Origin of the sequence: Leptospira saintgironsiae (assembly GCF_002811765.1) — a bacterium.
GTDB lineage: Bacteria > Spirochaetota > Leptospiria > Leptospirales > Leptospiraceae > Leptospira_B > Leptospira_B saintgironsiae.
In genome coordinates this window covers 114,230-131,210 of record NZ_NPDR01000004.1, presented here as the reverse complement: position 1 = coordinate 131,210, position 16,981 = coordinate 114,230, and the positions used below count along the sequence as shown (strand labels likewise).

General features: G+C 39.5%; 20 protein-coding genes. 7 read left to right on the top strand and 13 right to left on the bottom strand.

The window, feature by feature from the left end; genetic code table 11:
- The 7 genes from CH362_RS10765 to CH362_RS10735 form a co-directional block, all read right to left on the bottom strand.
- A complete protein-coding gene (locus CH362_RS10765; protein WP_100710358.1) occupies nt 1-1,368 on the bottom strand; it encodes a S41 family peptidase in 1,368 nt (455 codons plus the stop codon).
- Complete coding sequence (locus tag CH362_RS10760; protein WP_100710357.1) at nt 1,358-1,660, bottom strand: LA_1448 family UV-C exposure upregulated protein; 303 nt, start codon at nt 1,658-1,660, stop codon at nt 1,358-1,360. Before CH362_RS10760 ends, CH362_RS10765 begins: the two co-directional genes overlap by 11 nt.
- Before the next feature lie 59 nt (nt 1,661-1,719).
- Nucleotides 1,720-2,328, bottom strand: a complete 609-nt coding sequence (gene lexA / locus CH362_RS10755) for a transcriptional repressor LexA (protein ID WP_100710608.1) — start codon at nt 2,326-2,328, stop codon at nt 1,720-1,722.
- 64 nt (nt 2,329-2,392) lie between these two features.
- Nucleotides 2,393-3,574, bottom strand: a complete 1,182-nt coding sequence (locus CH362_RS10750) for an efflux RND transporter periplasmic adaptor subunit (RefSeq protein ID WP_100710356.1) — start codon at nt 3,572-3,574, stop codon at nt 2,393-2,395.
- Nucleotides 3,571-5,040, bottom strand: coding sequence for a TolC family protein (locus CH362_RS10745; RefSeq protein ID WP_100710355.1), 1,470 nt, complete (start codon nt 5,038-5,040; stop codon nt 3,571-3,573). Before CH362_RS10745 ends, CH362_RS10750 begins: the two co-directional genes overlap by 4 nt.
- A 74-nt stretch (nt 5,041-5,114) precedes the next feature.
- The gene (locus CH362_RS10740) at nt 5,115-5,711 is read right to left on the bottom strand and encodes a hypothetical protein (RefSeq protein WP_100710354.1); all 597 of its coding nucleotides are present in this window, start codon (nt 5,709-5,711) and stop codon (nt 5,115-5,117) included.
- A 33-nt stretch (nt 5,712-5,744) separates the two neighbouring features.
- Nucleotides 5,745-7,307, bottom strand: coding sequence for a tetratricopeptide repeat protein (locus CH362_RS10735; RefSeq protein ID WP_100710353.1), 1,563 nt, complete (start codon nt 7,305-7,307; stop codon nt 5,745-5,747).
- A gap of 310 nt (nt 7,308-7,617) precedes the next feature.
- Here CH362_RS10735 and CH362_RS19400 point away from each other — a divergent pair, with 310 nt between their 5' ends.
- The 5 genes from CH362_RS19400 to CH362_RS10710 are packed head-to-tail and all read left to right on the top strand — an operon-like array spanning nt 7,618 to nt 10,777.
- On the top strand, nt 7,618-7,902 hold the full coding sequence (locus CH362_RS19400; RefSeq protein ID WP_244280555.1) for a hypothetical protein: 285 nt from the start codon (nt 7,618-7,620) through the stop codon (nt 7,900-7,902).
- Nucleotides 7,899-8,564, top strand: coding sequence for an ABC transporter ATP-binding protein (locus tag CH362_RS10725; protein WP_100710352.1), 666 nt, complete (start codon nt 7,899-7,901; stop codon nt 8,562-8,564). Before CH362_RS19400 ends, CH362_RS10725 begins: the two co-directional genes overlap by 4 nt.
- Nucleotides 8,561-9,466, top strand: coding sequence for an ROK family protein (locus tag CH362_RS10720; protein WP_100710351.1), 906 nt, complete (start codon nt 8,561-8,563; stop codon nt 9,464-9,466). The genes CH362_RS10725 and CH362_RS10720 overlap by 4 nt, the downstream gene beginning before the upstream one ends.
- Nucleotides 9,463-9,810: a histidine triad nucleotide-binding protein gene (locus CH362_RS10715; protein ID WP_100710350.1), complete on the top strand. Its 348-nt coding sequence runs from the start codon at nt 9,463-9,465 to the stop codon at nt 9,808-9,810. Before CH362_RS10720 ends, CH362_RS10715 begins: the two co-directional genes overlap by 4 nt.
- A gap of 19 nt (nt 9,811-9,829) precedes the next feature.
- On the top strand, nt 9,830-10,777 hold the full coding sequence (locus CH362_RS10710; protein WP_100710349.1) for a lysylphosphatidylglycerol synthase transmembrane domain-containing protein: 948 nt from the start codon (nt 9,830-9,832) through the stop codon (nt 10,775-10,777).
- Nucleotides 10,778-10,784: 7 nt separating this feature from the next.
- Here CH362_RS10710 and CH362_RS10705 read toward each other — a convergent pair whose 3' ends face one another.
- Together CH362_RS10705 and CH362_RS10700 are read right to left on the bottom strand one after the other, a co-directional pair.
- A complete protein-coding gene (locus tag CH362_RS10705) occupies nt 10,785-11,303 on the bottom strand; it encodes an OsmC family protein (RefSeq protein ID WP_100710348.1) in 519 nt (172 codons plus the stop codon).
- 73 nt (nt 11,304-11,376) lie between these two features.
- Nucleotides 11,377-11,757 carry an LA_2478/LA_2722/LA_4182 family protein gene (locus tag CH362_RS10700; protein WP_244280554.1) on the bottom strand — a complete coding sequence of 127 codons (381 nt, stop codon included), beginning with the start codon at nt 11,755-11,757 and terminating at the stop codon, nt 11,377-11,379.
- Nucleotides 11,758-12,020: 263 nt separating this feature from the next.
- Between CH362_RS10700 and CH362_RS10695 the strand changes: the two genes are divergently transcribed.
- Nucleotides 12,021-13,307, top strand: coding sequence for a beta-ketoacyl-[acyl-carrier-protein] synthase family protein (locus CH362_RS10695; RefSeq protein WP_100710346.1), 1,287 nt, complete (start codon nt 12,021-12,023; stop codon nt 13,305-13,307).
- Between the two features lie 7 nt (nt 13,308-13,314).
- A complete protein-coding gene (locus CH362_RS10690; protein ID WP_100710345.1) occupies nt 13,315-13,854 on the top strand; it encodes a SiaB family protein kinase in 540 nt (179 codons plus the stop codon).
- A gap of 8 nt (nt 13,855-13,862) precedes the next feature.
- Here the strand turns inward: CH362_RS10690 and CH362_RS10685 are convergent, their stop codons facing one another.
- The 4 genes from CH362_RS10685 to CH362_RS10670 form a co-directional block, all read right to left on the bottom strand.
- Nucleotides 13,863-14,627, bottom strand: coding sequence for a PP2C family protein-serine/threonine phosphatase (locus tag CH362_RS10685; RefSeq protein WP_100710344.1), 765 nt, complete (start codon nt 14,625-14,627; stop codon nt 13,863-13,865).
- Between the two features lie 96 nt (nt 14,628-14,723).
- Entirely contained in the window at nt 14,724-15,485 is a 762-nt protein-coding gene (locus tag CH362_RS10680; protein WP_100710343.1) for an SDR family NAD(P)-dependent oxidoreductase, read from the bottom strand.
- Entirely contained in the window at nt 15,482-16,360 is an 879-nt protein-coding gene (locus CH362_RS10675) for a four helix bundle protein (RefSeq protein WP_100710342.1), read from the bottom strand. Before CH362_RS10675 ends, CH362_RS10680 begins: the two co-directional genes overlap by 4 nt.
- Nucleotides 16,357-16,797 (bottom strand): acyl-CoA thioesterase, encoded by a 441-nt coding sequence (locus CH362_RS10670; RefSeq protein ID WP_100710341.1) that lies wholly within the window; start codon nt 16,795-16,797, stop codon nt 16,357-16,359. Before CH362_RS10670 ends, CH362_RS10675 begins: the two co-directional genes overlap by 4 nt.
- Nucleotides 16,798-16,981: the final 184 nt, after the last annotated feature.

Sequence of the window (16,981 nt, the reverse complement as noted above, 5' to 3'; positions counted from 1 at the left end):
TCAAGATTTGGAAGAAAGTAGATCCACTGCTTTTTTCAACTGAGGATCCAATTCCAAATCGGTCATAGTTCTGTCTTTTTCTGCTTGGGTCTTATTTTTATAAACTGCTCTGGCAACATCTGAACTAAGTTTGATCCCCTGTTCTTTAAGCGCCTTTTCAAAATTCAAAAAGTTCTGCTCATTATATTCAGGATATTTAGAAGCAAGTTGATCTAGTAGTTTTTTCTCACTCATCTTTCTGAGATAAAAACGATCATCCTCGTTAGGCTCTATTCCTTTTACAGTCACGTCTGGTTGGATCCCTTTTCCATGAAGAGATTTACCGGATGGAGTATAATATTTTTGAACTGTAAGTTTTACAGCCATTCCGAAAGAAAGAGGATAAACAATTTGAACGGAGCCCTTTCCGAAAGAAGTAACTCCTACAATTTTTCCTCGTTTATGATCCTGGATAGCTCCTGCAAAAATTTCAGAAGCAGAAGCAGAACCTTCATTGATAAGAACGACTAAAGGTATAGAAGTATACTTGTCTCCCTTGCCTGTTGACTTGGAAACGTCTGCAAGTTCTCCACCTCTTCCTCTCACGGAAACTATATCTAATCCTTCTGGAAGAAAAATATCAGATAATGCGACGGATAAAGGTAATAAACCACCTGGATTCATTCTTAAATCTACGATCAGACCTTCTGACTTTTTATCAGCGAGTATCTTGAGATGTTTTTTAAATTCTTCTAATGTGTTTTCTCCCATGAACTGGTTCAAACGGAGATAGCCCACTTTTTCCTTTTCGAAGAAGTTAGAACGAACATATCGTATTTTTATATTTTCGCGAACTAAAGTGAACTGCAAAGGTTCTTTGATATTTTTTCTTTCTACTTTGATACTTACAGAACTTCCTGGTTTTCCACGCATCAGTTTGATACCTTCTGCGTAGCCCAAGTTTGCGGTACTTTTTCCGTCTATCTCTATGATCCTATCTTGTGGTAAGATACCCGCTTTCATCGCAGGAGTATCTTCGATAGGAGAAACTACTACTATGGCTCCATCAGTATAAGCCACTTCCATTCCGACTCCGCCGAAAGATCCACGAGTCTCTTCCCGCATCTGTCTGTATTCTTCTTCTTCCAAGAAAGAAGAATGAGGATCTCCCAAAGATCCGAGCATTCCTTTGATCGCACCTAAGAATACTTTTTCTTCGTCTACGGTTTCTACATAACCGTTTTGCATGAGTCCGAAAACTTCATGGAATAATTGCAGATATTTTTCAGCAGTTTCTGAAACCGCTTTTGCATGTACTGGACGAAATACAACTGTAGTAAATAAAATTAGAACCAAACTGGCCCAGGCAAATCTTTCCTTATTCTTCATTTTTGCCGACCAATGCGAAGTAAGTCTTCGGATATTTGATACGAATTTGTTCCATTACGGAATCCTTATCTAGTTGGTATCTTTCGCAGGCTGCTTCCAAAATTTCGGAATCCTTTCGAATCGTTTGTTCGGAAGCGTAATTCAATCTTTCCGCAAGGCGGGCCTCAGTCAGATATTCAAGGACTAGTTTTAAGTCCCTGTCTCCGATCTCTTTTTTTCGGGAGGCACAATCGAATAATAGAAGTAAAAGGAAGAAGGCCGCGAATACGCGGAAAAAGGAAAGATTATTCACTCTTTCAAAATCTTTCCTCTCTCAAGGGTTAATGTCAACTCCGAAATCCAGAGTGTATATCAATAGGTACGATAAAGACCGATCAACTTTCCGACGATGACTACTTTTTTACTACGGATCGGTTTGTATTTTGGATTTCTAGCTTCCAAACGAATATGATCCGCTTCTTTAAAATACACTTTTAAAGTTGCCTCGTCTTCGATGAGAGCTACTACGATCTCTCCATTTCGAGCTATATCCTTTTTCTGGATAATCGCCACATCTCCATCATTGATCCCAGCTTCTATCATGGAATCTCCTTGCACTTTTAGAGCAAAGGTAATCCCTTTAGAGGCCATCTCTTCCGGAACTGGGATATAAGCTTCAATGTTTTCTTCGGCCAGGATAGGTAGACCGGCGGCCACTCTACCTAGGAGTGGAATACTTGGAGTGGGAACTGGTAAACTTTCGAATGGACTTTGGCGGGTAAGTTCTATTGCTCTGGATTGGTTTTTGGAAGTCTTAAGGTATCCTTTTTTCTCGATGGCTTTTAGGTGATCGTAGGCACCCTTTGCCGTGATCCCGAACTCATCACCAATCTCTCTGATCGTTGGCGGAAAGCCTCTTTCTTTGATTATACTGGTAATAAACTGTAAAACAGCGAGTTGCTTTTCCGTCAGATCTTTCATGCTTAACAAGTTATTAGTGAATAAATGTTGTGCAAGTACTTTTTAGGTGATGTGATTTTAAATATTAAAACTTAAGGAACTCGCTCTTTAGGACAAAGGAACCCTTGGAGACAACTTCTGCACCGTCAGGAAGCCCGCCTAATATGATTATATCGTCTTCTATCGTATCCCCTACTACTACGTTTACAGCTTCGAAACTACCTTCTCCATGCGAAACGAATACGAAAGATTTTCCTTCTATCTCATGAACTGCTTCTAGAGGGATCATCTTACGTTTTCCTCCTCCAGTGCTGACTACAAGGCCTGCAACTTTTGCAGTAACAGTTTGGCCCGGCTTTAGTTTGTTTCCTTTATTGGAAACCATGATCCTGAGTTTTGCGGTACGTTTTACGTTATCTAAAACTGTTCCTACATAACCTACTTTCCCTTGGATCTGAACACTACTATGTTCATCTCCTAATGGAAAGATAGTCGCCTGAGCTCCTTCTCTCACTCCGCCCAAATCTTTTTCGTATACGTCGAGTAATACCCAAAGATGATTTAAGTTAGCGATTGTGAATAATTCTTCTGCGCGAGTCACCTGTTGTCCCAGGATCGCTTTTCTTTCAGTGACTTCTCCGTTGATAGGGCTTCTGAGGATCAGGTTAGAAGAAACATAAATGCCTCTTTCGATCCCTTCAATTTCAGAAGGAGTCAGACCATAATTGTCCAATTTGATACGAGTGGTTTCCACTTCTGTTCTTGCAGTTTTGTACTGCATCGTTGCGAATTCGTATTCTTTTGCAGAAGTAACTTTCATTTCGAAAAGTTCCTTAGCACGATCCGCTTGCATCTTTAGTGCATCCAAAGATGCTCTTGCTTTTACATAAGCCGCTTCTACTTCTCCCAATTGAATGGAAGAGAGGATTGCTAACGGAGATCCTTGGCTAACCTTATCTCCCTCTTTTACCAAAACTTTTTTGATCCTGGCTTCGACTTGAGAACCAACCTTTGCCATACTTTCCGGATCGTAGGTGATCCTACCAGGCAGAGCAAGTTCTTCGAATTGAGAGACTTCTTTTAAGCCAACATAAGTGAGAGGATGTCTTCTGATTACGTCTTCCGGAACTGTGAATACGTTTTTGTTTTCTTCGGTGATCTTTTTTTCTGGCTTCTTTTTGGATAAGTATTTGAACCCAAAAAATGCGATTGTGATCCCCAAGGCTAAAACGATCAGAATTTTATATTTTTGGAATAATAGTTTCATTGTCCTTCTACCTTCGCCTTGTTTGCAGAAGAAATTTCCGCGATTTTTCCGGTTGCGGCCTTGTAATTTTCTACCGCGTTAAAATATAAATACAGTAAATCGTAATATTCTCTGAGGATGGTGAGGTAGTTTTTTTCTGCTTGGAGGAAGGTTACTTGATCGGAGGCGCCGCGGACATATGCAATTCTGGATTTCTCTTCCAACTGTTTGTTTTTTTGGAGAAGATTAATTCTTTCGTATTTAGTTAAGAGTTCTTCTCTCGCCAAGAGTTCTTTTTTAGCGGCCTCTATCTCAGCGTTTACTTCTCTTTTTTTTGCATCCAAGGCTAATTCGAATTTTCTATATTCTTCTTTTGCAGAATATATTTTTCCTTGGCCTCTATCATTCAAAGGAATTGGAATGGAAGCGAATACTCCTCCATAATTTTCCCCACCTTTGACCCTCCACTCTCCACCTAACTGCAACCAGCCTAAGGCTTCCTTTCTTTGCAGTTCAATGTTCATCTTCTTCTCTTGTAACCTTTGCTCAAGCGCAGTAAGGTCAGGACGTTCTATAGAAGGAAAATTTTCTTTTAAGTGTAGTCCCATTTCTTCCAAAGTTCTGAACTTCATGGAATCTACTTTGAAAGCGAATACACCTTCTTCCTCAGATAAACCAGAAAGAATGCGTAGATCTTTTTCGATAGCTTGCCTGCGAACAATTGCATCACGGTAGAATTTTTCTACCTGTATCCTTTCTAACTCTAAACGTTCGAATTCTAAAGGAGAGATGTCCCCTTTCTGCACTCTGAACTTTGTGAGTTCTAAAAGATCGCTATAGTTTTCGTAGAATTCCTTGTTTGTATCTACAAGAAGTGTAAGAAATACGAATGCCCAATAATTTTGGCGAAGCCTCATCCGGAAGATACGATCGAAATTCCAGAAATCTTGGATAGAAGCTTCGAATCCTTTTTTGGCTACTCTTGTTCTAAGAGGAACAACTCCGTACACGTCCAACTCTTGGTACATTCCGGGTGCTGTTTCCGGACTTCCACCTTGTGAGTTTGGAGTTCCACCAATGAACTGTTGTTGGAATTGAAGGACTGGATTTCGATATAAGGAAGCGGTGATCACCCGTCCTCTTTCGATCCCCATATTCTGTCTTTCAGATAAATACAGCGGGTTGTTTGAGATCGCATATTCAGTTAAACGATCTACATCCCAGTCTATAACCTTGCCGGTAGTCGGAGCAACGTTTGTAGAAGTGCTAGTTACCGGAGTGGTGTTTTGGTTAGGCTTATTAACCTGACTTCCCTTTTTATCTTCGCTAGTCGTTTCAAAAGGAATTGTTTCCGGAAAGACAAGTGTCCCGAAAGGAAATAAGAATGAAGAAGCAGCAAAAATAGAAAGAAGGATCCAACTTCTGTGCTTATTATAGGAAGTTTTATCGAGTAGATCTTGTTCGTGTCCCGATTGGAAGTCTCGCATCCTCTTTCCTTATGGCTATTTCAATATCAAGGCCTGGTACCGCAAGTCCGTTTGCCTTTTTAGAAGATTTCATTTTAGAAAAGCCGGAATAAGTACCATTTTCCGTCCTGCTTAATGAAATACGGATTGATCAGTTCCCTTTCTAGTTTCTGGTTCTCTTTAAATTTGAGTTTTAACTCGCAAGCGCTCTTGCTCTCGTAATAAAAGTCGACTTCTATCCCTCCAGAAGAGAGAAACAAGTCCCGAACTGTTCTTACTTCTTTTGAGTTTTTCTGTTTTTCTAATAATTCTCGATCGAAGAAGTATATGCGAAAATAATTATCTGGAGTAGAAAGCTCTTGTATAAGTTGTTCTCTGGTCCAATTCCCTTTTACGTCCAGATAGATCCCGTCTTTCGGGGAAACGACCTCGGGTAAAAAATTCAGATCTTTTGAAATCGTTCCTGAAACGAGGCGTTGTAATAATTTCAGGATCTCTTCTGTATCCTTGGAATGTTCTCCAGTATGTCCCGCTAAAAAAACTTTTCCTTGAGTAATAGTTGGAGGAATTTCGGGACTTCGCTTAGCAAAAAGAGGAGATTCTCCTCTTGTAGAAATGCAAGAAACTTGTAATAATATTAGAAGTAATAATCCTCTGAACAAAACGGATCCGTAAAAAGATAGATAGAACATGTTTAGGACCCCTAATAAAACTGAAGGTTCCCTTTAGCCTTGGGATTTCAGTGCCTTTTTTAAAAGTTCTTCTAAATCTCTTCCGTAGAGTACGGAGAGTCTGGACGGATTATCCGCCAGAAATCTGCGGGCACCTTCTGTGAAGTCCGCATCTCCTATGATAAACGCCTTGTCCAATGCCATATCTTTTACTTGGCCCAAGGTATCTCTTAAGAATATGTCTGAAATTTTAGCATCCTTCCATTTTCTAAATTTGAAAAGAGCACGAGTTTCTTTATCTGTTTTATTTAGGCCTTGGAAATTGACCCCATCCCCTTCCTTGTTAGGGATCTCTCTACTTACTGTATAATTTAGAGCTATGACAACCTTAACGCATAAGTTTTTGAAATCCACACCTTTTAAGGATCTATAATGATCCATGGCGCTGATCCCGATCTTATTCACGTCGATTACGATCTTGTTACCTTCTTCATCTATGATCCCTTTTATATGGAAAGACTTGGAAGATTTTAAACCAGAGATCTCATAATAACGTTCTACTGGAAATAGTTCTGTGAATAATTTTCCGAGTTCTTGCTCTGGAAGAAATCCACTCTTGGCGACTTTTCCAAGTTCTAATCTTTTGGTTTCAACTTGGTATTTATAATTTGCAAGTTCTATGATCCGATCATCATCCACTCTTTCGGATTCTGCCTCGATCAGATATTCGCTGGCGTCTTCTAGTCTTCCCATATGAACCGCAATCAGGGAGAAGTGGAAATCGGAGTCTATCATCTCCTGCTTCCATCCATTATTCCTTGCGATCTCCATACATAGCCTTGCATGTTTTAGAGCTTCGTTCCAATTTGCTTTCAGGATAAATTCCAACATGATAAATTGGAATAATGTGTAACGAACATACTCATCTGTGACAACATCTACCACAGAGTTTGCTACACGAATTGCCTCATCATGTTCGTTAGCTCTAGACAAAGAGACTGCGTATAAAAATCCGCTAACGGAAGAAGTTGGATCTTCCTCGAATGCTTTTTGAAAATAAGTTTTGGGATCTCCTTTTCTTAAGATCCCTGCGACCACACCTTTTCCTATCAGTAAGGCCGGCATTTTGATTTTCTCATCTGGAATTCTAGAAAGAAACTTATCTGCGATCCCAAATTCTTTTTGGCCGATTGCCATAAAACCGATACGGATACATGCTTCTATATTATCAGGATCTACAGAAAGGGTATCCGAATAATGAAATACTGCCTCTTCATATAGATCTTGTTGGTAATAGATATCTGCGAGACGATTGGAAACTGCTATTTCTGAAATTTCCTTATCGAAGGTTCCGATCTTTTTGATCTTATCTAAATGTTTTGCTTCGTTATTATAATCGCCCTCCATGGCGTAAATTTTTGCCATGATAAAATGAGCTCTTGTGTTAGATGGATTGGAATCTAGAATATCTCTGATGAGGATCCGAGAGTCTACGTAATTTCCCATAGCCGCCAAAGCAAGTGCCTTCTCAAATGAATCCTTTTTGGATTGAATGAGAAAGGAACCTGCCGCGACGATCAGGATGATTCCAGCTGCTACGAGAATTACAAAGATCATTTTTCGGAATTTCTGCTATTAACTAAATAAATGTTGGATAAAATCAAACGTTTTCAATATCCTGCTCCCGATGGGAAGAATCACTTACCTGAGGTTTGCATTTTCCCTTTTTCTTCGGGACTGGATCACCAGTTTATTGCACGTCGTATTCTCGACGTTTTTCGCCTACGGATTTTTATTCGGATTTTTCTCCCTTCGTACGGAAAAAAGACCCACGGACATTTCTAGTATCGATCTATTCCTGAATTCTCCGTACTTGCTTTTATCTCTTTGTGGCCTCGCTTTAATTTTTATGAGCATAGTCCGGGTAATGACTCGATCCGGGGATAACGGAATTATGATGGCTGTGGGCGGAAATAGACAGGGAGTCGTACTTCTGCAAACCGTGGAACTTTGGATTATTCACGGAATCGGCTTCTTATTCTCCTTAATTTTAAGCATTTTTATACCTATCGGAAAGTCGGAATTGGTCTCTCCTCTCGATTATCTTGCAAGTTTGGGCTTAGAGGCCATTTTGATTGGGGGAGTCAGCTCACTCCTCGCCTATTTATACACCTTGGTTGATCCTTATAGATCTATCAGGAGGGGAAAATGATCCTAAGGATTAATAATCTCTCCAGGCATTATGGTTCCACCAAAGCAGTTAACGGAATTTCGTTCGATATCAACCAATCCGACTATGTCGCGATTGTAGGACCTTCCGGTTCAGGAAAGACCACACTTCTTTCCATGATCACTGGTATGTTGTCCAGCAGTGCAGGAGAGATTTACTTCGACACTTTAAAACTTTCCTCCATGACCAAAGGGGAATTAGCTCGATTCAGAGCGAAAAATATAGGACTGATCTTCCAATTCTCAGAATTAGTTTCTCATCTAAATGTAGAAGAGAATATTCTTCTGCCTGCTCTACTTGTAGGCAAATTCGAAGAACAAGAATACAGAGAAAAATGTGAGTATCTCATTTCGAGTCTGAATCTTCATACAATAAGAAACCAACTCCCAAGTAGTCTTTCTGGCGGACAGATACAGATGACTGCGATCGCTAGAGCTCTCATCAATGAACCAGAAATGCTTCTTGCTGATGAACCTTCCGGTGATTTGGATCCAGAAAATAGTGAATTAGTACGTAAACTTCTCTCCGATTTTAATTCCAGAGGCCTCACGATCCTACTCGTGACCCATGATATGAATCTTGCATTTGATGCTAAGACGATCTACGAAATGAGAGAAGGAAGTTTTACCAGAGTCGTTAAATGAGTTCTATTATAGGCGTGGATATCGGCGCCCAAAGTATTAAAGCCTGCCTTACTAATTCTTCTGGCCAGATGATCTCTCAATCAGATCGAAAGACTGGGCCAGAGATGGATTCAAAACTTTTTTTATCTTCTCTTGAAGAACAGATCTCTGAACTCGTTTCAGATTGTAAAGATCAGGTAAAAGGTATCGGACTTGGAAGCCCAGGACCAATAGATAAAGAAAATGGAATATTGATCTCTTCTGCAAATCTTCCTTTATTAAAGAATGTTCCCTTAGTTGATTTTTTAAAGAAGAAGTTTGGCATTCCAGTATATTACGATAATGACGCAAACTGTGCCGCGCTCGGAGAGTATTGGTTCGGAGAAGGTAAAACTTCCTCCAATCTAATCGTTCTTACATTAGGAACTGGACTAGGTGGAGGATGGGTTTTCCAAGGAAAACTATTTGATGGTTATCTTGGAAATTCTATGGAAGTAGGACATACCACAATCTATCCAGGTGGAGCACTTTGTGGATGCGGACAAAGAGGATGTACAGAAGCTTATTTCAGTGCCAGTGGATTCTCTTCTAGATTTTTAGAAAAAACTGGCTCCAAACTTTCTGATGTAGAAACTCTATTTGATCTGGCTTCTAAAGATCATAAGGAAGCAAACGAGATCCTGGAAGAAGGGATAGAAAGTTTAGCACAACTCATTCGTAATCTAATCCATTTACTCAATCCGGAACATATTGTATTGTCTGGGGGGATCGCTAAGTCCTATTCCTTTTTCGGAAAACGACTTGAAAACAGGGTAAGAGAAATCATATTTCCCATATTCAAAGAATACGTAAAGATCCTTCCTGGAAAATCAGTCACTGGGGCCCTGGGAGCGGCAAGTTTATGTTTGGATAATAAAACATGACAGACTCCTGTATATTCTGCAAACTTATCAATAAAGAGATCCCGGCTAAGATCATTTTCGAAGATGAGAATCTATTAGCTTTTCATGATATTTCTCCCCAGGCGCCGACTCATTTCCTGGTCATTCCTAAAAAACATATCGTAGACATAGGCAAAACGAATGCAGAAGACAAAACTCTTCTTGGAGAAATTTTATACAGAGCTACTGAAATCGCAAGATCTCTCGGACTGAATAAAGATGGTTTCCGTATTGTAAATAATATGGGCGAATTAGGCGGCCAAACAGTATTCCATCTTCATTTCCATGTTCTTGGCGGAAGACAAATGAAATGGCCTCCGGGCTGATCTGTAACGAGGGTCTATTTTGAAAAAATTATTACTCGGCATCGGAATCAGCGTTTTATCTTTAGGGTTTCTATTTTGGAACCTGGATCTTTCCGGTTTTACTTCTATATTAGAAAGATGGAAACCTATCTTCTTAGTTCCATTCTTCGTAGCTATTCTTTGGGGATTATTTCTATTCTCTTGGAGATGGTATTTACTCCTAGGCAAAAAAGTTCCGTTTAGAACTGCGATTCTCTCAGCTTATATAGGAGTGGGAGCGAACCAATTCTTACCTGCAAGAGGTGGGGATATTTTCCGTCTCTATCTTTGCAAAAAGGGAGAGAGTATTGGTTACGGAAGTTTAGTCAGTGGGATATTTTTAGAAAAGGTTTTAGACTTCTCCTTTATATTCTGTGCGGGATTAGGAGCTCTTTTTCTCTTAGGAGTGAACGGATCTGAAACCAAAATATTGTTTCCGCTCTTAGGAATTTTTGGGATATTCTCTGCGCTTATAATCGTTCGTTTATTTCACAAACGGCTTATCTCTTTGGGAGAATTCCTATTTTCTAAAATAGGGAAGAAGGAATTTTTCTCTGAAAAATTAGCCCCACAGGTTACAGAACTGGGAAGTTTTTTAACTTTTCGTAATGTTTCCAGTTACGGAGTTTTGACGGCCGGCACATGGCTTTTAGGATATGCAATACATTATACTCTGCTACAATACTTAGTAGGGATCCATTTAAGCCCCTTAGAAACTGTATTTATCATGTTCTGCGGAGCTGTAGGTGTGATGGTACCTTCTGCACCATCCGGAGCCGGAGTTTACCATGCATCTATCACATCTGGATTTGTTCTGTTGGGTAGAGAAAGTTCAGAAGGTTTAGTATATGCAACCACAGTCCATCTAGGACAGATGGTTGCACTCGGGATCTTAACAGCTATACTTTATGTGTATTGGTCTTTTACCGAAAAAGAGAAAGCAAAATAGTCTCCTCTCAAACAAGAACTGAACCGTTTACAATCTTTGTATCGATCTTAGTTCCAGAGACAATCGTCTGATAAACTACACAATATCTTTCCGTAAGTTTTAGTAAGGCTTGGATTTTTTCCTCATCTGCATCCGAATTCAAATCAAAAAATAATCTAATATCTTTAAACCCAACAGGGATCTCTTTAGAAACTCCTAAAGTTCCTCTAAAATCCAAATCACCTTCTGCTCTTACGAAACCTTCTTTAATATTTATTCCGATAGAAGTTGCAACTGCGCCTAACGTAACACCCGCACATGCAACTAACGCTTCTAAAAGTAAATCTCCTGAACAAGCAAGCATTCCGTTTCCACCTGTTGCAGGATGAAGACCCGCATCCGCCAAAACTTTGCCTGTCTCTACTTTACAAGAGATCCCCTCGCCTAATTTACCCTTTGCTTTTAATGTATAAACCGCCGAGTCTGGAGCTTCGCGGTATTTGTCTTTTAGAGGAGTTTGGATTTTTTTTAATTCTTCGGAATTCATGTATCTGACCTGTTCAGGACTTCTGTCCCGATACAGATCCAACAATCAACCGAAGAATAAAAATCAGAAAATTTTACGGAGAATCTGGTTTAGAGATCTTTTCCAAATTTTCGCAACCAGGTACTCCAAGTCTCGGGCCTCTTTGTCCTTTAAAAGGTTCACAAGTGGCACTCTCTAATCCAGAGATACATGCTTCGAAAGAAGCAACTGTTTCCTCAGTCAATTCCCTCTTCTGAGACTTTCTTTGCTCTCTTGCTTTATCGAAATTTTCCTTAAAGTAAGAAACACATCCTTCTTCAGACTGCATAAAAGCTGGAAGAGTTGCTCTATATTGGGGAGGTATCTTTGCAATATCGTCCTTGCTACATTCGATCATTTTGGAACAAAGCGCTTTCTGGAACCGAGGAGCTAATGCCAAAATTTTGTCTTCGGGAGATTTCGAACAAGAAATCATAAGAACAATTCCGGAAAGAAATAGTATCGAAACTCTAATCTGTATCATTGGATGCCTCAAAATAAATTTCCAACAAATTAGAAAACAGACTCCATTCGAAAATCCTTTTTCTATAATTCTAAGAATTAATGAAAATCTAAAATTTGCCCGCCTATTTCGGGTTTTATGAGATTTTTCTCCCTTTTTTGCGTCTTATATGTTTCGGAATGATTTTTTTATTTCCAAATTAAATCTACTTAGGTAATTTCTAAACCCGCTATTCTATGGATAAATCTAAAAACGGAAAAAACTCCCGGGTAGTCATCACCGGTATTGGAGTCATTCTTCCAAACACTTTTTCAGTACAAGACTTTTGGACAAATCTTTCAGAGGGAAGATCCCAATTGGATTTTATCACTCGTTTTCCTACAGAAAACTTTCCGATCAAGGTGGCCGGAGAGATGAATACTTTCGATTGGAAAAAACATCTACCTGACCTTAGCGATAAATACTCTAAAAATTATAATACAGAAACTTTGGCATTGATGTCAGCAATGGAAGAAGCCAATAAGGATGCAGGTATCACCAAAGGTGATTTACATCCTAGCAGAGTTGGTTTTATAGATTCTTCCTCTAGAGCTTCTATGGCTTGGTGGGATTTCGCTTGGAGAAAATATTTAGAAGAAAAGGATCATAACGTGTTCGATCGTTATTCTGTTCTTACTTCTATGGCTTCTAACCCTACAAACCTGACTGCGATTAATGCAAATATCCAAGGTTTTGTAACAACTGTATCCGCTGCTTGTGTGGGTGGTCATCATGCGATCAGTTTATGCTACCAGGCGATCCGTAAAGGTAGAGCAGAAGTTATGTATGCCGGCGGTCATGAATTTCCTCTTCTACAACCTTTGATGATGATGTATTCAGATCCAATGAGTAGAGTAATGTCATTGGAAAAAGATAATCCTAAAAAAGGGATCCGTCCTTATGATAAAAGCAGAGATGGGTTTTTATTGGGAGAAGGTGCAGTCGTTCTTGTAATGGAAAGATTGGACAGAGCATTACAAAGAGGCGCCAAAATTTATTCAGAAGTTTTAGGAACTTATAGTTATAATGAAGCAGACCATGCAATGAGAATGGATCTAACCGGTAAAAAAGCAACCACTGGTTTAAGACATTTAATGAAGATCAGCGGACTTCGTTTGGGAGATGTAGATTATTTCTGCGGACATGGAACTGCAACGCATAATAATGATTTGGCGGAGAGTCGCGCGATCGGTCATTTGTATGAGGGTCGTCCTAAATTTCATTGGGCGCCTGTTGGTTCTATCAAACCGATCTTCGGCCATACATTCGGAGCGGCAGGAATTATCAATGTGGCCGCAACTTCTCTTATGTTAAAAAACCAGACTCTATGTCCTACAATCAATCTGGAAAATCCAGATCCTGAATGCGATCATGACCATGTCGCAGAAGGAGCCAGAAAGGCGAAAATCAGATATGCAATTTCCATGGCGTTTGCGATCGGAAGCCAATCTTCATTCGTAAGTTTGGCTGCTCCGGAGTTTTGAGGGGTATATGCAATTATCAAAACAATATAATGTTCTTAAAAGGACCGGAGTGGCTCTTCTTTATAAAGGGCCTTTTTCAGAGACTACCATTTCTTCTTTAAATGATCTTCTAAAAGAAAAGTTAGAAGAAGAAAAGAAGAAGAATCGTATCCTCACTGTATTCGTGGAAATGGCGCAGAACGTTGCACATTATTCTATCGAAAGAGACGAAAAAAGTGGGATTGGTATTTTAGTTTTAAGAAGAAAGGCTCATAACTGGGAACTCAATTGTGGAAATGCAATCACTCAAGAGCAAGCTATATACTTAAAAGGTAAAATAGAAGAAGTTAAAAAACTTTCCCAAGAAGAACTCAAACAAAGATACAATGAACAAATCCGTTCCGACAGACCTGAAAAAAGCAAAGGCGCAGGTTTAGGATTTTTCGAAATAGCAAGAAAATCGGATATGCCTTTGGTGTACCAATTAGAGGAGGCGGACAATGGGGATTTATTCTTCCGATTGACTGCCCGATTTCTGTTAGAAGGCGCCTACTCTTCCGGACTTTAAAATACAACTTAAACTGAATCTATTTTGATGATCACAATAGTGTGATTGTCCCTAGTCAGTCTGAGATTTGCTTCTTCTGAAAGGATCCTACATGTTTCTCTCAGGTCCTCATGTTCTCTCATGATCTTTTCGATTTGATCAATATTCAGAACTTCAGTAAGGCCATCAGTGCAGATCAGTATAAAATCTCCCGGAGATAATTTTCCGGAATAATCGAATGTATCCACCTCGATACTTTTTGTTCCGCCACCAATACAACTGGTCAAAAGATTTCGACCATAACTGGAACCCAATTCTTCGCCAATATTATGATCTACTGTTACTTTGCTAAGTCCATCTTTAGTAAAATGATAAAGACGGCTATCTCCTACATTAAAGATCCAGGATTTTCTTTTTCCCAAAAGACAACCAACTAAAGTGGTTCCCATTTTAGGTTTTCCTATAGATTCTCCGTAGGCATTTACTTCATTATTAATTTTGCGGATTAGGTTTTTCCAACCAGAGGAAGGTAATTCTTCGATAGGACGAATCGCTTTTTCCATCCAAGCAAGTTTTTCTAATGCAACTCTACTTGCGATCTCGCCAGCTTCATGTCCGCCTAAACCATCTGCCAAGGCGAATAACCCAGAAAATTCTTCGGTATCTAATTCGCGGACTGTTTCGGATTCTCCATGAGTTTGGCCGCATACCAAACTATCTACGGATAAAAAAGAATCCTCGTTATGAGAGCGAAAGTTTCCTTTGTCCGTGATTGCATAATACCGGAGTTTCATATTTTTTTTGACCGGAAAAACCGTTTAGAATTTTCGAAACAGAATTACGCATATTTGACTCATCCGAACTTTCCTACAAGAAAAAATATTACGTTTTTATTTAGCAGTATAGCCGCCATCTACAGGAAGCGCCACACCGGTAATAAAAGAAGATTCTTCGGAACATAACCAAACTGCTGCTTTTGCCACTTCACTCGGTTCAGAAAGTCGATTGACCGGATGTAATCTGGTAATTTTTTTCTCAGCTTCTTTTGGATCAGACGAAGAATGGAACAATCCTTCTAACATTTCTGTTCGAATAAAGCCCGGGCAAACTGCGTTTACTCTAATCTTTTTTTCTGCGTATTCTAAAGCGGCGGATTTTGTGAGTCCAACTACTCCATGTTTTGCTGCAGAATATGGAGCCACTTTCCAATCTGCTCCTACGAGTCCCGCGATAGAAGATACGTTTACGATAGAACCCCCTCCTCCTTTCAAAAGAAGTTCTATTTCATGTTTCATACAAAGCCAGGTGCCTTTTAGATCTACTGAGATCACTTTATCCCAAACTTTTTCAGGGTATTGATGTAGATCAGTTGCGAGTCCACCAACCGCAGCATTATTCACTGCATAGTCCAGGCCTCCGAATTCTGACTCTGCTTTTTGTACTAATTCTTTTACTTGAGAATCATCAGACACATCACATCGAAAGAACTTCACATTTCCGCCCAGTTTGGAAATTTCCTCTTCTACTTTTTTTCCTTCTTCTTCTCTTCTTCCGCAGAATATTACCTTTGCACCTCTGGAAACAAATTCCAGCACGATTGCTTTTCCAATTCCTGCGTTCCCGCCTGTGACTAATGCGACCTTATCTTTCATCGGATCTTTCTAGTTTCTCCGGTCCTGACTTTGTTCAGATATTTTTTGAGATGAGAATTGATTGTCTGAAGGTCATCCAACTCTTGAGAAGGATCTGCTTTTCCAAGATCAGCTACTAAGATAAGAAGATATCTTAACTCTTCTAAATGTACTTTTGCTCTTAGTATATTTTTTACTTTTTCTGCACGAATCCTAGTTCCCCAAGCTCCCGCAATTCGTACAGGCAATAAGGAAGAAATGGATCTGATATGTTCTAAAAGACTTGGCTCTACTTTTCCTTTCCAACTCTCACAAAGTTCGTATAAATGAAGAAGGAACACATGTGATAAATTCCATACTTCCAATTTACGAAATCCGAATACAAATCCATCAGGGCCAACTGCACTTGAGATCTCTTTTCCGATCTCAGGACTTTGCATTTTGATATATTTGCCCGTATCAAATTTCTGTTTGAATTCAGAAGGGATCGGAACCACTTTTCTAAGTTTATAATCAAAGAATAAAACTCTGATCTTTACGACGGAGACCTTCTCCGCTCGATTCCTTTTAGAGAGTCTAAAGTATAGATCGAAAGACTTCTCCCCGATATTATTCAAGGAAACGTCTATAATCACTTTATCTTTATATAATAATTCTCCCTGATATTGTATGGAAGCATTTGCAAATATAATGCTGTTCCCATGTATATCAGTTACTGAATAACCTAAGTATTGGAAAAATTGAAGGTGAGCTTCCATCACAAGGTCCAGAACGCTTGCGAAAGAAACATGTATGTCCAAACTTAGATCGATCTTACGGATCGGTATCTCCGTCGAAAAATAATATTCCGCAGGAAATTCAGCTTCCGTTTGAGTAGTTTGGACCTTGGAATTCATACTTCGAATTTCGCCCTGAATGCGGACGGGATCTCCAAAGTTTTTTTAGAAACATAGTCAAAGAATACTAGAGAAATTTTGGCAAGTCCCACTTCTTCTTTAGAAACTTTTTGAGAAGCCGAAATATGTAACTCGCAGGACTTCTTCCCTAAATTAAAAACTCCAGCGGAAAATTCTAAAACATCTCCTGCTTTTGCTTCTGACTTATATTCCACATCCATTTTAGGAATGATGATGTTTGCTCCTGCAATATTTGCCTTGGACCAAGAGTTGGATTCTAAGAATGCATCGAATACTTCGTTTACGAGAGGGATAAATGTTTCGTATGTTAGGTGAGAAACAAAAAGTCCACCTACTACAGTGGCGCTTCTAGTATCCGATCTACGGACAACTAGGTCTGTCTTGAAGTTAAAAGACTCTTTGGGGGCTTCTGACATTTCAGCTTCTCTTTCTCGAAGGGTTCCATCTTAGTATCGGAGCCTGGAAATCCGATCTTAAAGCCCTGAGTCCCTTGTATAAGTTAGAATGGAGGGAAGATCTGGATTTTTATACCTGAGTCTGGTAAAAAAGAGAGGCCTAATCCCTCTTATTTAGTAAACATTCGCATTATACGATGTTAGT

Coding starts and splice junctions, on each gene's coding strand:
- CH362_RS10715 (WP_100710350.1), top strand. CDS start 9,463: ATGACAGACTCCTGTATATTCTGCAAACTTATCAATAAAGAGATCCCG.
- CH362_RS10705 (WP_100710348.1), bottom strand. CDS start 11,303: ATGAATTCCGAAGAATTAAAAAAAATCCAAACTCCTCTAAAAGACAAA.
- CH362_RS10720 (WP_100710351.1), top strand. CDS start 8,561: ATGAGTTCTATTATAGGCGTGGATATCGGCGCCCAAAGTATTAAAGCC.
- CH362_RS10685 (WP_100710344.1), bottom strand. CDS start 14,627: ATGAAACTCCGGTATTATGCAATCACGGACAAAGGAAACTTTCGCTCT.
- CH362_RS10695 (WP_100710346.1), top strand. CDS start 12,021: ATGGATAAATCTAAAAACGGAAAAAACTCCCGGGTAGTCATCACCGGT.
- CH362_RS10750 (WP_100710356.1), bottom strand. CDS start 3,574: ATGAAACTATTATTCCAAAAATATAAAATTCTGATCGTTTTAGCCTTG.
- CH362_RS10680 (WP_100710343.1), bottom strand. CDS start 15,485: ATGAAAGATAAGGTCGCATTAGTCACAGGCGGGAACGCAGGAATTGGA.
- CH362_RS19400 (WP_244280555.1), top strand. CDS start 7,618: ATGACTCGATCCGGGGATAACGGAATTATGATGGCTGTGGGCGGAAAT.
- CH362_RS10765 (WP_100710358.1), bottom strand. CDS start 1,368: ATGAAGAATAAGGAAAGATTTGCCTGGGCCAGTTTGGTTCTAATTTTA.
- CH362_RS10675 (WP_100710342.1), bottom strand. CDS start 16,360: ATGAATTCCAAGGTCCAAACTACTCAAACGGAAGCTGAATTTCCTGCG.
- lexA (WP_100710608.1), bottom strand. CDS start 2,328: ATGAAAGATCTGACGGAAAAGCAACTCGCTGTTTTACAGTTTATTACC.
- CH362_RS10690 (WP_100710345.1), top strand. CDS start 13,315: ATGCAATTATCAAAACAATATAATGTTCTTAAAAGGACCGGAGTGGCT.
- CH362_RS10745 (WP_100710355.1), bottom strand. CDS start 5,040: ATGCGAGACTTCCAATCGGGACACGAACAAGATCTACTCGATAAAACT.
- CH362_RS10735 (WP_100710353.1), bottom strand. CDS start 7,307: ATGATCTTTGTAATTCTCGTAGCAGCTGGAATCATCCTGATCGTCGCG.
- CH362_RS10740 (WP_100710354.1), bottom strand. CDS start 5,711: ATGTTCTATCTATCTTTTTACGGATCCGTTTTGTTCAGAGGATTATTA.
- CH362_RS10725 (WP_100710352.1), top strand. CDS start 7,899: ATGATCCTAAGGATTAATAATCTCTCCAGGCATTATGGTTCCACCAAA.
- CH362_RS10670 (WP_100710341.1), bottom strand. CDS start 16,797: ATGTCAGAAGCCCCCAAAGAGTCTTTTAACTTCAAGACAGACCTAGTT.
- CH362_RS10700 (WP_244280554.1), bottom strand. CDS start 11,757: ATGATTTCTTGTTCGAAATCTCCCGAAGACAAAATTTTGGCATTAGCT.